This window comes from Streptomyces sp. NPDC059875, assembly GCF_042731085.1.
GTDB lineage: Bacteria > Actinomycetota > Actinomycetes > Streptomycetales > Streptomycetaceae > Streptomyces.
On record NZ_JBHWJZ010000058.1, the window covers coordinates 1 to 14,478 of the forward strand.

Annotated in this window: 14 protein-coding genes; 13 read left to right on the forward strand and 1 reads right to left on the reverse strand. The window is 72.2% G+C overall.

The annotated features are described in order from the left end of the window. Window positions 1–39 precede the first annotated feature (39 nt). On the reverse strand, window positions 40–558 hold the full coding sequence (locus tag ACFV9D_RS37120; protein WP_385156880.1) for a hypothetical protein: 519 nt from the start codon (window positions 556–558) through the stop codon (window positions 40–42). Between the two features lie 263 nt (window positions 559–821). Here ACFV9D_RS37120 and fmt point away from each other — a divergent pair, with 263 nt between their 5' ends. The 13 genes from fmt to ACFV9D_RS37185 all read left to right on the forward strand — a co-directional run bounded on the left by fmt (window position 822) and on the right by ACFV9D_RS37185 (window position 14,424). Then, on the forward strand, window positions 822–1,754 hold the full coding sequence (gene fmt, locus ACFV9D_RS37125; RefSeq protein ID WP_385156883.1) for a methionyl-tRNA formyltransferase: 933 nt from the start codon (window positions 822–824) through the stop codon (window positions 1,752–1,754). A 4-nt stretch (window positions 1,755–1,758) separates the two neighbouring features. Beyond that, window positions 1,759–2,133, forward strand: coding sequence for a hypothetical protein (locus tag ACFV9D_RS37130; protein WP_385156886.1), 375 nt, complete (start codon window positions 1,759–1,761; stop codon window positions 2,131–2,133). Between the two features lie 37 nt (window positions 2,134–2,170). Beyond that, on the forward strand, window positions 2,171–3,592 hold the full coding sequence (locus ACFV9D_RS37135) for an RsmB/NOP family class I SAM-dependent RNA methyltransferase (RefSeq protein ID WP_385156889.1): 1,422 nt from the start codon (window positions 2,171–2,173) through the stop codon (window positions 3,590–3,592). A 150-nt stretch (window positions 3,593–3,742) separates the two neighbouring features. Next, window positions 3,743–4,426, forward strand: a complete 684-nt coding sequence (gene rpe, locus ACFV9D_RS37140) for a ribulose-phosphate 3-epimerase (RefSeq protein WP_385156892.1) — start codon at window positions 3,743–3,745, stop codon at window positions 4,424–4,426. A 175-nt stretch (window positions 4,427–4,601) separates the two neighbouring features. Further along, window positions 4,602–5,618, forward strand: a complete 1,017-nt coding sequence (locus ACFV9D_RS37145) for a sugar-binding transcriptional regulator (RefSeq protein WP_385156954.1) — start codon at window positions 4,602–4,604, stop codon at window positions 5,616–5,618. 205 nt (window positions 5,619–5,823) lie between these two features. Then, window positions 5,824–6,747: an L-threonate dehydrogenase gene (ltnD, locus tag ACFV9D_RS37150; protein ID WP_385156894.1), complete on the forward strand. Its 924-nt coding sequence runs from the start codon at window positions 5,824–5,826 to the stop codon at window positions 6,745–6,747. Between the two features lies 1 nt (window position 6,748). After that, a complete protein-coding gene (gene otnK, locus ACFV9D_RS37155; protein ID WP_385156898.1) occupies window positions 6,749–8,053 on the forward strand; it encodes a 3-oxo-tetronate kinase in 1,305 nt (434 codons plus the stop codon). Then, window positions 8,050–8,757 carry an aldolase gene (locus ACFV9D_RS37160; protein ID WP_385156901.1) on the forward strand — a complete coding sequence of 236 codons (708 nt, stop codon included), beginning with the start codon at window positions 8,050–8,052 and terminating at the stop codon, window positions 8,755–8,757. The genes otnK and ACFV9D_RS37160 overlap by 4 nt, the downstream gene beginning before the upstream one ends. Before the next feature lie 54 nt (window positions 8,758–8,811). Further along, a complete protein-coding gene (locus tag ACFV9D_RS37165) occupies window positions 8,812–10,119 on the forward strand; it encodes an MFS transporter (RefSeq protein ID WP_385156904.1) in 1,308 nt (435 codons plus the stop codon). A 78-nt stretch (window positions 10,120–10,197) separates the two neighbouring features. After that, window positions 10,198–11,019 carry a 2-oxo-tetronate isomerase gene (gene otnI, locus ACFV9D_RS37170; protein WP_385156907.1) on the forward strand — a complete coding sequence of 274 codons (822 nt, stop codon included), beginning with the start codon at window positions 10,198–10,200 and terminating at the stop codon, window positions 11,017–11,019. Then, window positions 11,016–12,062, forward strand: coding sequence for a D-erythronate dehydrogenase (gene denD, locus ACFV9D_RS37175; RefSeq protein WP_385156912.1), 1,047 nt, complete (start codon window positions 11,016–11,018; stop codon window positions 12,060–12,062). Before otnI ends, denD begins: the two co-directional genes overlap by 4 nt. Before the next feature lie 10 nt (window positions 12,063–12,072). Beyond that, window positions 12,073–12,825 carry a FadR/GntR family transcriptional regulator gene (locus tag ACFV9D_RS37180; RefSeq protein ID WP_385156915.1) on the forward strand — a complete coding sequence of 251 codons (753 nt, stop codon included), beginning with the start codon at window positions 12,073–12,075 and terminating at the stop codon, window positions 12,823–12,825. A gap of 156 nt (window positions 12,826–12,981) precedes the next feature. After that, the gene (locus tag ACFV9D_RS37185; protein ID WP_385156918.1) at window positions 12,982–14,424 is read left to right on the forward strand and encodes a GuaB1 family IMP dehydrogenase-related protein; all 1,443 of its coding nucleotides are present in this window, start codon (window positions 12,982–12,984) and stop codon (window positions 14,422–14,424) included. The last annotated feature ends 54 nt before the right edge of the window (window positions 14,425–14,478 follow it).

Here is a 14,478-nt window from a genome sequence, read left to right on the forward strand (position 1 = left end):
GTCACGGGGCGGGCGACCGAAGACGTGTCGCGGGCGGGGTCAGCCGTTGCGGGGGCCCGGGAAGGCCGACGGGCGGGGGTCCTCTCGGAGGGACTGGGCCGCGGGGGCGGGCTGCGGAGGCATCGTGCGGGCCGGCGGCACCACCGGGAGCGTACGGGTCGTGCCCGGCTCCGTGACGCGGTCCTGTTCCACGACGGCGCCCGGCTGGGGCGCGCGCCGGGCGCCGTAGCGGCGGTGGACGGCCTGCTTCGTGACCCCGAGCGCCGAGCCCACCGCGTCCCACGAGAACCCGAGCGAGCGGTCGAAGTCGACCGCCGCCGTCACCAGGGTCTCGACACTGTCCCGCAACTCCTGGGCGAGCCGGACGGTCGGGGCGGGCGCCCGCCCGTAGACGACGAAGCCCGTGGACGGGCCGGAGCGGCGCGGGCGGTAGACATTGCCCAACTGGGCCGTGAGCGTGCGCAGTGCGTCCACCTGCCGCCGGACCCGCTCGATGTCCCGCACCAACAAGTGCAGACTTGCCCGGGCTTGGGCGTCGTGGGTTGCGTGGTCGGCCATGTGAAAGCCTCTCGAACCGGCGTGGAATAGGGGCGGGCCACGAGGAGGAGGGCGGCCCGTTTCGGTCAATCTCTCTTGACCAACGCGCCACCCGTGCTGGGGTCACGCTGCGGGGGCGTACACGCATATGCGCGGGGCGCTCGCGCTCACGTACGCCCCCTCGTGTCCCGGCCCCTAGACTGGTGCGCTGCCCTCCCCCAAGCTCTCGGCTGCGCTCGAGCAGGGAGGTACCCCCATCGCCCCGAGATGCGAGGTTTTTCCGAGTGAAGCTGGTCTTCGCAGGCACCCCCGAGGTCGCCGTACCCGCCCTGGACGCCCTGCTCGCCTCCGGCCGGCACGAGGTGGCCGCCGTCGTCACCCGCCCCGACGCCCCCGCGGGCCGCGGCCGGCGCCTGGTCGCGAGCCCGGTCGCCGAGCGCGCGGAGGAGGCCGGGATCGAGGTGCTCAAGCCGACGAAGCCGCGCGACGAGGAGTTCCTCGCACGGCTCCGCGAGATCGCCCCGGACTGCTGCCCGGTCGTCGCCTACGGTGCGCTGCTGCCGAAGGTCGCCCTCGACATCCCCGCCCACGGCTGGGTCAACCTGCACTTCTCGCTGCTGCCGGCGTGGCGCGGCGCGGCGCCCGTGCAGCACGCCGTCATGGCGGGCGACGAGGTCACGGGCGCGTCGACGTTCCAGATCGAGGAAGGCCTCGACTCGGGTCCGGTCTACGGCGTGATCACCGAGGACGTCCGGCCCACCGACACCAGCGGGGACCTGCTCACCCGGCTCGCCTTCGCCGGCGCCGGGCTGCTCGCCGCCACCATGGACGGCATCGAGGACGGCAGCCTGAAGGCCGTCCCGCAGCCGGCCGAGGGCGTCACGCTGGCTCCCAAGATCCAGGTCGAGGACGCCCACGTGGACTGGAAGGCCCCGGCGCTTCGCGTGGACCGCGTCGTCCGCGGCTGCACGCCCGCGCCGGGAGCCTGGACCGTGTTCCGCGGCGAGCGCCTCAAGCTGATCCAGACGGCGCTGCTCCCCGACCGTACGGACCTCACGCCCGGCGAGCTGGCGGCGGCCAAGAACAACGTGTACGTCGGCACCGGCTCGCACGCCGTCGAGCTGCTGTGGGTGCAGCCGCAGGGCAAGAAGCCGATGAAGGCCGCCGACTGGGCCCGCGGGGTCCGCATCGCCCCCGGCGAGCGGGTGGGCGTCTAGCGGCGTGGGGGTCGACGAGCACGGCGTGCTCCGGCTGCCCGAGGGTTCCTGGTGGGACTGGGGGGTGGCCGGTCACGACGGTAGCCGGCTCCGCCTCGTGGCCGCTCACGACCTCTCGTACTCCTACGGCCTCGAGCTGGTCTTCACCGACGCGTCCTACGTCCGCTGTCCCTTCATGTTCAACGACCCGGTGTTCCGCGCGCCCACGCCGGAGGAGCGCACGACGGTCACCCGGCTGCTGGGCGAGGAGCCACCCGTGCTCGTTGCCTTCGAGGCCGATGGCGGCGGCTCCGAGCCGGCCTCGTGTCTGATCGCCGCGGAGCGCCTGGACATCGTCCAGGGCCATTTTCCGTGTGCGGGCGACGCGGACGTAGGCTGAGAGGGTTGACCTCGTCATTCCTCACGCGGAGCACCTTTTGAGCGAGCAGGCACGTCGCCGTACCCCCAAGCCGTACCGGCGCCCCAAGAAGGATCCCGTCAGGATCCTGGCCTTCGAGGCGCTCAGGGCGGTCGACGAGCGGGACGCGTACGCGAATCTCGTGCTGCCGCCGTTGCTGAAGAAGGCCCGGGAGAAGGGCGACTTCGACGGGCGGGACGCGGCGCTCGCGACCGAGCTGGTCTACGGGACGCTGCGGCGGCAGGGGACGTACGACGCCATCGTCTCCGCGTGCATCGACCGGCCGCTGCGGGAGGTCGACCCGCCCGTGCTCGACGTGCTGTCGCTCGGCGCGCACCAGCTGCTCGGTACACGCATCCCGACCCACGCGGCCGTCTCGGCGAGCGTGGAGCTCGCTCGGGTGGTGCTCGGGGACGGGCGGGCCAAGTTCGTGAACGCCGTTCTGCGGAAGATCGCGCAGAACGACCTCGACACCTGGGTCGAGCAGGTCGCCCCGCCGTACGAGGACGACGCGGAGGACCATCTCGCGGTCGTCCACTCGCACCCCCGCTGGGTCGTCTCCGCGCTCTGGGACTCCCTCGGCGGCGGGCGGGCCGGTATCGAGGACCTGCTGGAGGCCGACAACGAGCGGCCCGAGGTCACGCTCGTGGCCCGGCCCGGGCGCGCCACCACCGACGAGCTCACCGGCGAGGACACGCTGCCGGGCCGCTGGTCGCCGTACGCGGTCCGGCTGGCCGAGGGCGGCGAGCCCGGGGCCATCGAGGCCGTGAAGGAGGGGCGGGCCGGCGTTCAGGACGAGGGCAGCCAGCTCGTCGCCATCGCGCTGGCGAACGCGCCTGTGGAGGGCCGCGACGAGCGCTGGCTCGACGGCTGCGCGGGCCCCGGCGGCAAGGCGGCCCTGCTCGGCGCCCTGGCCGCGCAGCGCGGAGCCACCCTGCTCGCCTCCGAGAAGCAGCCGCACCGCGCCCGCCTCGTCGAGCGCGCGCTGGCCGGCAACCCCGGCCCGTACCAGGTCATCGCCGCCGACGGCACCCGCCCGCCGTGGCTGCCCGGCTCCTTCGACCGGGTCCTCATGGACGTCCCCTGCTCCGGTCTCGGCGCCCTGCGCCGCCGCCCCGAGGCCCGCTGGCGCCGCCGCCCGGAGGACCTCGACGGCTTCGCCCCGCTGCAGCGAGGTCTGCTGCGCGAGGCGCTGTCGGCGGTCCGTGTCGGGGGAGTGGTCGGGTACGCGACCTGCTCGCCGCACCTGGCGGAGACCCGCGTGGTCGTCGAGGACGTCCTCAAGGGCCGCGGCGGCCCGGCGGTCGAGGCGGAGTGGATCGACGTCCGCCCGCTGATGCCCGGCGTGCCCGCCCTCGGCGAGGGCCCGGACGTCCAGCTGTGGCCGCACCTGCACGGCACGGACGCCATGTACCTCGCGCTGCTGCGCCGTACGGCCTGACCGCCGTACGGCCCGAACGGCAGGCCCGCGTCCGGCATGTGGACCGCGGTCGGTCCGAATCCGGGCCGAACCCGTACCGAATCCACGTGGATCCCGGTCCGAAACCGGTCCGCGGCAAAGAAGTGCCCAAGAGCATGGCAGGCTTGGCACATGGCGCAGATCAATCCCAGCATCCTGTCCGCAGACTTCGCCCGCCTCGCCGAGGAGGCGAAGGCCGTCGACGGTGCCGACTGGCTGCATGTCGATGTCATGGACAACCACTTCGTGCCCAACCTGACCCTCGGCGTGCCGATCGTCGAGTCGCTCGCCCGGGCCACGGACACCCCGCTGGACTGCCACCTCATGATCGAGGACCCCGACCGCTGGGCCCCGCAGTACGTGGAGGCCGGCGCCGGGTCCGTCACCTTCCATGTGGAGGCGGCGGCCGCTCCCGTGCGTCTCGCGCGGGAGATCCGGGCGAAGGGCGCGCGGGCGTCGATGGCGCTGAAGCCCGCGACGCCGATCGAGCCGTACGAGGACCTGCTCCCCGAGCTCGACATGCTGCTGATCATGACGGTCGAGCCCGGCTTCGGTGGGCAGGCCTTCCTCGACATCATGCTGCCCAAGATCCGTCGCACCCGTGAGCTGATCTCCAAGCACGGCCTGGAGCTGTGGCTGCAGGTCGACGGCGGGGTCGCCGAGTCGACGATCGAGCGCTGCGCCGAGGCCGGCGCCGACGTGTTCGTCGCAGGATCGGCGGTCTACGGCGCCGCGGACCCGGCCGAGGCCGTCCGCGCGCTCCGCGCCAAGGCCGAGTCCGCGACCGCCTCGGCGGCGTGGGCGTGTGGCCACTGAGCCTCGGCCAGATGAACGCGGTCCGTCGGAGCGCCGACAGGACCGATCAGGACCCGCTGGATCTGACAGGATGAACAGCGAGTCCAGAGTGTGAACGACACAGCACGACAGCAGCAGGACAGCAGCACGTGAGCAGCGGTACGTGAACAGAGCTAAGGAGATCGCGGTGGCGGGAATCTCGGCGGGACGGTCAGCCCTGCGGATGGGACCCGCGGAGCTGGTGCAGGCGGCGGCCATGGCCCGCCGCTTCTACCTCGAGGGCAAGTCCAAGATCCAGATCGCCGAGGAGTTCGGCGTGAGCCGCTTCAAGGTGGCCCGGGTCCTGGAGACCGCGCTCGAACGCGACCTCGTACGCATCGAGATCCGCGTACCCGCGGAGCTGGACGCCGAGCGCTCCGACGCGCTCCGCGCCCGCTACGGGCTCCGCCACGCCGTCGTGGTCGAGTCCCCGGCCGAGGGCGAGGACGAGTCGCCCGACCCGGAGAACCTCGGCGAGGTCGCGGCCGACCTGCTGGGCGAGCTGGTCAACGAGGGCGACGTCCTCGGTCTGGCCTGGGGCCGGTCCACCATCCACATGGCGGCGGCCCTCGACCGGCTGCCCCCGTGCACGGTCGTGCAGCTCACCGGTGTGTACGACGCCGGGACCGCGGAGCGCGGCTCGGTCGAGGCGGTACGGCGTGCCGCCCAGGTCTCCGGCGGCGAGGCGCACCCCATCTACGCGCCGATGCTGCTGCCCGACCCCGCCACGGCGGCCGCGCTGCGGAACCAGACCGGCATCGCGCGGGCCTTCGAGTACTTCGACAAGGTCACCGTCGCCTGTGTGTCCATCGGCTCCTGGGAGCCGGGCATCTCGACCGTGCACGACATGCTCACGGACGAGGAGCGCGCGCACTACGCCTCCCTCGGCGTCGCCGCCGAGATGTCCGCGCACCTCTTCGACGCCGAGGGGCGCCGGGTGGGGCGTGACCTGGGCGAGCGCTGCATCACCGTCGAGGCCGACCGGCTGCGCCGGATCCCCGAGGTCGTGGCCATCGCGGGCGGTCAGCGCAAGGCGGCGGCGATCGGTGCGGTGCTCCGCTCCGGGCTCGTCACCAGCCTCGTGACCGACCGCGCCGCGGCGGACTACCTGCTCACCGAGTCGGCCCCCGGCTCGCGGCCGGCGCTGGAGCGCAAGGACCCGGACGGGATCTGACCGCCGGTCTGTTCGATCAAGACGCCCCGCACGTCGGCGGCGGTACGCCTGTGACAGGCGTACCGCCGCTTTTTCGTTGCGTATCGCGCAATCCCTTCTGATGTGACGGGCATCACGGTGGACTGCCTCACATCCTCAGGTCATCATATGACCTGATCACCTTCTGGGCTCGGGCCTCGGGAGGCACAGCGAGATGAGGTTGAGCATGAGGGACGAGGACGACACGGCCGGGTCGACACGTCCGCGCGTCGGCGTGGTGGGACTCGGGGCCATGGGTCTGGGGATGGCCCGCAGTCTGCGGGCGGCCGGCCACGAGGTGGCGGTCCATGACCTGCGGCCGGAGGCGGCCGAGGACTTCGCCCGGGAGGGCGGGACGGCGTACGCCACGACCGGCGACCTCGCGGCCGCCGTGGACGTCCTGGTCGGCGTCGTGGTCAACGCGGCGCAGGTCGAGTCGGTGCTGTTCGGTGCCGACGGGGCGGCCGACCGGCTCCGCCCCGGCGCCGTCTTCGTGATGTGCTCCACCGTCGACCCCGGCTGGTCCGAGGAGCTCGAGGGACGCCTCGCCGAGAGGGGGGTGCTCTACCTGGACGCCCCGATCTCCGGCGGCGCCGCCCGCGCCGCGACCGGCGAGCTCACGATGATGACCTCCGGCCCGGCCGAGGCGTACGAGCTCGCCGACCCGTTCCTCGAGGCCATGAGCGGCACGGTCTACCGCCTGGGCGACCGCGCCGGCATCGGCTCGAGGGTCAAGATCGTGAACCAGCTCCTCGCCGGCGTGCACATCGCCGCCGCGGCCGAGGCGATGGCCCTCGGGATCAAGGCCGGTGTTCCGGCCGAGGCGCTCTACGAGGTCATCACGCACAGCGCGGGCAACTCGTGGATGTTCGAGAACCGCATGGCGCACGTCCTCGCCGGCGACTACACGCCGCTGTCCGCGGTCGACATCTTCGTCAAGGACCTCGGGCTCGTTCTCGACGCCGCCCGCCCGGAGCGGTTCCCGCTCCCGCTCGCCGCCACGGCGCACCAGATGTTCCTGCAGGCGTCGGCGGCCGGCTTCGGCCGCGAGGACGACAGCGCCGTCATCAAGATCTTCCCCGGCGTCGACCTGCCGAAGGCGGAGGGCTGACATGGGCATCCGACTCGGCTGCATCGCCGACGACTTCACCGGCGCCACCGACCTGGCCAACAACCTGGTGCGCGCGGGCATGCGCGTCGTCCAGCTGATCGACGTACCGCCGGCCGGATCCGAAGGGGACGCGGACGGAACCGGCCAGGACCTGGACGCCGATGCCGTCGTCATCGCCCTCAAGTCGCGCACCGTCCCGGCCGCCGAGGCCGTCGACGCCTCGCTGCGGGCCCTCGCCTGGCTGCGCTCCGCCGGCGCCGAGCAGATCTACTTCAAGTACTGCTCCACCTTCGACTCGACGCCGAACGGCAACATCGGCCCGGTCACCGAGGCCCTGATGGACGCCCTTGGCACCGACTTCACCATCGCCACCCCGGCCTTCCCCGACAACGGCCGCACGGTCTTCAAGGGGCATCTCTTCGTCGGCGACGTCCTGCTCAGCGAGAGCGGTATGCGGAACCATCCGCTCACTCCGATGACCGACTCCAACCTGGTCTCCGTACTCGGCGCGCAGACCACCCGGCCCGTCGGCCTCATCGACCACACGGTGGTGGCCGACGGCCCCGCTGCGATCCGCTCCCGCATCGAGGAGCTGCGCGCGGACGGCGTCGCCACGGCGATCGTCGACGCCGTCTCCAACGACGACCTCGTCCGCATGGGCGCGGCGGTCGAAGGGCTGCCGCTGGTGACCGCCGGGTCCGGCCTCGCCATCGGCCTGCCCGCGAACTGGGGCTTCCGGCCGTCGCCCGCCGCCGCGCAGCTCCCGCCGTCGGCCGGGCACCGCGCCGTCGTCTCCGGATCGGTCTCCGAGGCGACCAACGGCCAGGTCGTGGAGTTCTTGAAGGGCGGCCGCCCCGCGTTCAGCGTGGACCCGCTGCGCATCGCGGCGGGCGAGGACGTCGCCGGGCAGGCGCTGGCCTTCGCCGAGGAGCACCTGGCCGACGGGCCGGTCCTCGTCTACTCCACCGAGACGCCCGACACCGTCCGGACCGTCCAGGGCCGCCTCGGCGCCGCCGAGGCGGGGGAGCTCGTGGAGCGCACCCTGGCCCGGGTCGCCCAAGGGCTCGTGGAGCGCGGTGTCCGCAGGCTCGTCGTCGCGGGCGGCGAGACCTCCGGAGCGGTCGTCCAGGCGCTCGGCCTCACCGGGCTGCGCATCGGCCCGCAGATCGACCCCGGGGTGCCGTGGTGCGCCGCGGCCCTCCCCACCGGGGACACACTCCACATCACCCTCAAGTCCGGCAACTTCGGCGGCCCCGGCTTCTTCACCGACGCGTTCGCCCTCCTGGACGGGGAGGGCGCCGAGTGACCGGGCTCCCGAGCAATGCCGTGGACTTGCCGGGCAACGCCGTGGACCTCCCGGACAGCGCCGTGGACGCGGCGCGCGCCGAGATCGTCCGCGTGGGCACCAGCCTGTTCGCCCGCGGCTATGTGCACGCCAGCGCCGGCAACATCAGCGCCCGGGTCGGCGACGGTCATCTGATCACCCCCACCGACGCCGCCCTCGGATTCCTCGAACCCGACCGGCTCGCGCTGGTCGACGCCCGCGGCGAGCAGGTCGCGGGCGACCGCGCCAGCAAGACGCTCACGCTGCACCGGCGCATCTACGCGGCCGACCCCACGGCCCGCTTCGTCCTCCACACCCACTCCACGCACCTCGTCGGCCTCACCCTGGCCGGCGTGTGGAGCCCGGACGACGTCCTCCCGCCCCTCACTCCGTACTACGTGATGAAGGTCGGGCACGTCCCGCTCATCCCCTACCACCGGCCCGGCGACCCGCGCGTGGCCGACCTGGTGGCCGCCGCCATCGCCGACCGCGCCGCCCGCATCAGGGCTGTGCTGCTCGACCGGCTGGGCCCCGTCGTCTGGGGTCCCGACGCGGCCACCGCCCTCGCCGTCCTCGAAGAACTCGAGGAGACGGCACGCCTCTGGCTCCTGACCGATCGTCGCCCTGAGCCACTCCCCGACCACGCGATCGACGAACTGAGGTCCACGTTCCGAGCAGCGTGGTGACCAGCGCTCCACCCCGTCAGAGAATCCCCTGAGCCGCTTACGAAGGATTCCGTCATGTCCATATCCGCGACGACGGCAGAGGTCCCCGACCTCGCCCGCGAGAACGCCGTCTTCCGCAAGGTCGTGCGCCGCATCGTCCCCTTCCTCATCCTCTGTTACGTCTTCTCCTACCTGGACCGCGTCAACGTCGGCTTCGCGAAGCTGCAGATGTCCGCGGACCTCGGGTTCAGCGAGGCGGCGTACGGCCTCGGCGCCGGCCTGTTCTTCATCGGCTACTTCCTCTTCGAGGTCCCCTCGAACCTGATGCTCCAGCGCATCGGGGCCCGCACCTGGATCGCCCGCATCATGATCACCTGGGGCGTCGTCTCCGCGGGGTTCATGTTCGTCTCGAACGAGGCGACGTTCTACGTGCTCCGCTTCCTGCTCGGCGCCGCCGAGGCGGGCTTCTACCCCGGCGTGATCCTCTACTGCACGTACTGGTTCCCCTCGCACCGCCGCGCCCGCGTCATCGCCCTGTTCATGTCGGCCATCCCCGTCGCCGGCATCTTCGGCAACCCGCTCTCCGGCTGGATCATGGACACGTTCCAGGGCGTCAACGGCTGGCAGGGCTGGCAGTGGATGTTCCTCCTGGAAGCCCTTCCCGCGCTCGCCATCGGTGTGGCCACGCTGTTCTACCTCGACAACGGGGTGCGCGACGCCAAGTGGCTCAGCGACGAGGAGAAGGAGATCGTCGAGCGGGCGATCGCCGAGGACTCCGCCCACAAGTCGGTGCACGGCCGCGTCCTGGACGCATTTCGCGAGCCCAGGGTGTGGCTGATGTGCCTCATCTACTTCTGCTTCGTGATGGGCCAGTACGCACTGACCTTCTGGATGCCCACTTTCGTCCAGTCGACCGGCATCGAGGGCAACCTCGCGATCGGCGTGCTCAGCGCCGTACCGTTCCTCGCCGCGCTCGTCGCGATGAACGTCTTCGGCCGCTCCGCCGACAAGCGCCGTGAGCGCCGCTGGCACCTGGTGATCCCCAGCCTCATGGGCGCCGTCGGGTTCTCGCTCGCCGCGAGCTGGTCCGGGTCGACCGTGCTGTCCCTGGTCGCGCTCTCCTTCGCCGCGGCCGGTGTGCTCACCTGCGCGCCGCTCTTCTGGTCGCTTCCCACCGCGTTCCTCGGCGGCACCGCCGCCGCGGCCGGGCTCGCCGTGATCAACTCGGTGGGCAACCTCGCCGGCTTCGTCAGCCCGTACATGATCGGCGCGCTCAAGGACGCCACCGGCTCCACCTCGATCCCCATGTACGTCCTGGCGCTCAGCCTCGTCGTCGGCGCCGTCGCGGTGCTGACCACGAACAAGCAGGTCGTCAACCGCTGACGGGCCCCGCCCGTCCCACGGCCGGATCCGGTCCACCCCTCCGGATCGGATCCGGCCCTTCCCTCCCCAGGAGTCACCATGCCGAGGTTCGCCGCGAACCTGTCCATGATGTACACCGAGCACGACTTCCTCGACCGCTTCGCCGCGGCCTCGGCGGACGGCTTCCGGGCCGTCGAGTACCTCTTCCCGTACGCGTACGACGCCACCGAACTGCGCCGCCGCCTCGACGACAACGGCCTGCGGCAGGTGCTCTTCAACGCGCCCCCCGGCGACTGGGACGGCGGCGAGCGCGGGACCGCCGCGCTGCCCGGCCGGGAGAAGGAGACCGTCGCCGGGATCGACCGGGCGCTGGAGTACGCGGCGGCGCTCGACTGCCCGCGCGTGCACATGATGGCCGGACTCGTCCGCCCGGACGCGACACCCGCCGAGCTCGCCGAGCACCGCGACACCTACGTGGCCAACCTCGCCCGCGCCGCGGAGCGGGCCGCCGCGGCGGGGGTCGACATCCTGATCGAGCCGATCAACGGCCGTGACATGCCCGGCTACTTCCTGAGCCGGCAGGCCGACGCCCACGCCGTCGTACGGGAGGTGGGCGCCCCGAACCTCAAGATCCAACTGGACCTCTACCACTGCCAGATCGTCGAGGGCGACCTCACCACGACGCTCCGCCGCGACCTGCCCACCGGCCGGGTCGGCCATCTGCAGATCGCCGGCGTCCCGGACCGTCACGAGCCCGACGAGGGCGAACTGGACATCCGCCATCTGTTCGGCGTCATCGACGAGTTGGGCTTCGAGGGGTGGATCGGCTGCGAGTACGTCCCCCGCGCCGGCACGAGCGAGGGGCTCGGCTGGCTCACGAACCTCCAGGACCACCCGCACCACCGAGGAGACAACGCATGAGGATCGTCATCACAGGTGGCTTCGGCTTCCTCGGCCGCCAGGTCGCCCGTGCCCTGCTCGACGCACGGACGTTCCGCGGCACGCCGATCGAGCGGCTCGTGCTCGCCGACCGGTTCGTGCCCGACGCCTCACCCGAGGCGGCCGACTTGCTCGTCGACGTCGTACAGGGCGACCTCACCGACAGCCTCGACGAACTGTTCGCCGAGCCGGTCGACGTGGTCGTGCACCTGGCCTCCGCCGTCTCCGCCGAATGCGAGGCCGACTTCGACCTCGGCATGAGCGCCAATGTCGACACGACCCGCGCACTGCTGGAAGCCGCCCGGGTCCAGTCGGCCGCCGGGGGCCCGACACCGCTGGTGGTGTTCTCCAGCAGCGTCGCCGTCTACGGCTCCGATCCGGCGCTGCCGCTGCCGCCGGTGGTCTCCGAGTCGACCCTGCCCACCCCCCGGTCCAGCTACGGGATCCAGAAGTTCGTCTGCGAGCAGCTGGTCGCCGAGTACACCCGCCGCGGTTACGTCGACGGCCGCGTCACCCGCCTGATGACCGTGTCCGTCCGGCCGGGCAAGCCGAACGCGGCCGCCTCGGGCTTCCTGTCCGGCATCGTCCGCGAACCGCTCGCGGGACTTCCGGCGACCTGCCCGGTCGACCCCGGGCTGCGGGTCGCCCTGGCATCGCCGCGCCGCACGGTCGAGGGCATCCTCCGCGTCGCGCAGGCCGAGCGCGGCACGGGGCCCGGCCGGCTCGACGGCGCCCTGCCGGTCAACCTTCCGGCGCTCACGGTCACGGTCGCCGAGATGCTGGACACGCTGCGCCGGGTGGCCGGTGACGCGGTCGCCGACCTGGTGACGATCGCCCCCGACCCCGCGGTCGAGAACCTTGTGGGCTCGTGGCCCGCCGCCTTCGACAACACCCGAGCGGCGGCACTGGGTCTGGAGCCCGATCCCGACTTCGCGGCCGTCGTCCGGGACTACGTCGCCGACCACGCCGACGCGGTCGCGGCCCTGGTGTCGACTCAGCCGGGCGACGGGGCTCCGCGCCGATAGACTGATGACCATGTTTTCCAAGGTGAGCGGTCCGGTCCGGCTCGCGGACCGAGTAGCGGCGATGCTCTCGGAAGAGATCGAGTCCGGGCGCATCGCCGAGGGCGAGAAGCTGCCGACCGAGGTCGAGCTGGTCAAGCAGCTGGGCGTCAGTCGCACGGTGGTGCGCGAGGCCGTCTCCAGGCTGCGCAACGCCGGACTCGTCGAACCGCGCCAGGGCCTCGGCGTGTTCGTCCTGCCACGCCGCACCCGGCCGCTCGACCTGGAATCCGAGGCCGCCGCCACCAAGTCCAAGGTGCTGCAGATCGTCGAGGTGCGCCGCGCCATGGAGGGCGAGGCCGCCGCGCTCGCGGCCGCTCGCGCCACCCCGGCCGACATCACCCGGATGCGCGCGGCGCTGGACGCGATCGACGCGGCGGTGGCGGCCGGCGGCGACGGTGTGGACGAGGACCTCACCTTCCACCGGTCCATCGCCGAGTCGACCGGCAACGCGGTGATGGTCTCCACCGTGCGGTACCTCGGCGAGGTGGCCCGCAGCGGCATCCGGGTCACGCGCGCGAACGAGGCGCGCCGGGACGACTTCATCGAGGACGTCCGCAACGAACACCACGCCATCCTGACCGCCGTCGAGTCCGGTGATGCCGAGGCGGCCCGGGAGGCCGCCCTGCGTCATATGAGGCACGCGGCCACGCGTCTCCAGGACGCCGACGAGCGGTTCTGGACCGAGACCGAGGACGTCGACGTGGCGCTCGACAGCACCCCCTGACACCAGGTCTTCGTACGATGCGACAAGACCGGCCCCGCGAGCCTCGGATGAATCGCCCGGGTCTGGTATTCGTACGGACGTGGGACAATGAACTACGTGCTTTTTCCCCTGGCTGAAATGCCTAGGGGCCGATCCGAACGACTGGGATGTCAGCACGTGCGTTTCCTCAATGACGTCAAGCCGCCCTACGACCTGACGTACGACGATGTCTTCATGGTGCCGAGCCGCTCGGCCGTGGGTTCCCGCCAGGCCGTGGACCTCGCCTCGCCCGATGGGACCGGTACGACGATCCCGCTGGTCGTCGCCAACATGACCGCGATCGCCGGCCGCCGCATGGCCGAGACCGTCGCCCGCCGTGGCGGCCTCGTCGTCATTCCCCAGGACATCCCGATCGAGGTCGTCACCGACGTCATCTCGTGGGTGAAGGGCCGCCACCACGTCCTGGACACCCCCATCGTCCTCGAGCCCCACCAGACCGTCGCCGACGCGCTCTCGCTGCTGCCCAAGCGGGCGCACGACGCCGGTGTCGTCGTCGACGCGGACCGTCGCCCGGTCGGTGTCGTCACCGACGCCGACCTCTCCGGCGTGGACCGCTTCACGCAGCTCTCCGAGGTCATGTCGAAGGACCTGCTGCTCCTCGACGCCGACATCGACCCGCGCGACGCGTTCAACACGCTCGACCACGCCAACCGCCGCTACGCCCCGGCCGTGGACAAGGACGGCCGCCTCGTCGGCATCCTGACCCGCAAGGGCGCGCTCCGCGCGACCCTGTACACGCCGGCCACCGACGCGAACGGCAAGCTGCGCATCGCCGCCGCCGTCGGCATCAACGGCGACTTCGTGGGCAAGGCCAAGCAGCTCCTCGACGCGGGCGTCGACACGCTCGTGATCGACACGGCGCACGGCCACCAGGAGTCGATGATCGCCGCGATCAAGGCCGTCCGCGCCCTCGACCCGCACGTCCCGATCGTCGCCGGCAACATCGTCGCCGCCGAGGGCGTGCGCGACCTCATCGAGGCTGGCGCCGACATCATCAAGGTCGGCGTGGGCCCCGGCGCCATGTGCACCACGCGCATGATGACCGGTGTCGGCCGCCCGCAGTTCTCCGCCGTCATGGAGTGCGCCGCCGAGGCGAAGAAGTACGGCAAGCACGTCTGGGCCGACGGCGGTGTCCGGCACCCCCGCGATGTCGCCATGGCGCTGGCCGCCGGCGCGTCCAACGTGATGATCGGCTCGTGGTTCGCCGGGACGTACGAGTCCCCGGGCGACCTGCAGCACACCGCTGACGGTCGGCCGTACAAGGAGTCCTTCGGCATGGCCTCCGCGCGCGCCGTGCAGAACCGCACCAGCGAGGAGTCCGCGTACGACCGCGCCCGCAAGGGCCTCTTCGAGGAGGGCATCTCGACCTCCCGGATGTTCCTCGACCCGGCCCGCCCGGGCGTCGAGGACCTGATCGACTCGATCATCGCGGGCGTCCGCTCCTCCTGCACCTACGCGGGCGCGGCCTCGCTGGCCGAGTTCGAGGAGAAGGCCGTGGTCGGCATCCAGAGCGCCGCCGGTTACGCCGAGGGCAAGCCGCTGCACGCCAGCTGGAGCTAGTCCGGCGCACGAAGGCCCGTCGTACGAAGGCCCCCGCGAGTCGTCTCGCGGGGG

Coding starts and splice junctions, on each gene's coding strand:
- ACFV9D_RS37120 (WP_385156880.1), bottom strand. CDS start 558: ATGGCCGACCACGCAACCCACGACGCCCAAGCCCGGGCAAGTCTGCAC.
- rpe (WP_385156892.1), top strand. CDS start 3,743: ATGGCGCAGATCAATCCCAGCATCCTGTCCGCAGACTTCGCCCGCCTC.
- ltnD (WP_385156894.1), top strand. CDS start 5,824: ATGAGGGACGAGGACGACACGGCCGGGTCGACACGTCCGCGCGTCGGC.
- otnK (WP_385156898.1), top strand. CDS start 6,749: ATGGGCATCCGACTCGGCTGCATCGCCGACGACTTCACCGGCGCCACC.
- ACFV9D_RS37165 (WP_385156904.1), top strand. CDS start 8,812: ATGTCCATATCCGCGACGACGGCAGAGGTCCCCGACCTCGCCCGCGAG.
- otnI (WP_385156907.1), top strand. CDS start 10,198: ATGCCGAGGTTCGCCGCGAACCTGTCCATGATGTACACCGAGCACGAC.
- denD (WP_385156912.1), top strand. CDS start 11,016: ATGAGGATCGTCATCACAGGTGGCTTCGGCTTCCTCGGCCGCCAGGTC.
- ACFV9D_RS37180 (WP_385156915.1), top strand. CDS start 12,073: ATGTTTTCCAAGGTGAGCGGTCCGGTCCGGCTCGCGGACCGAGTAGCG.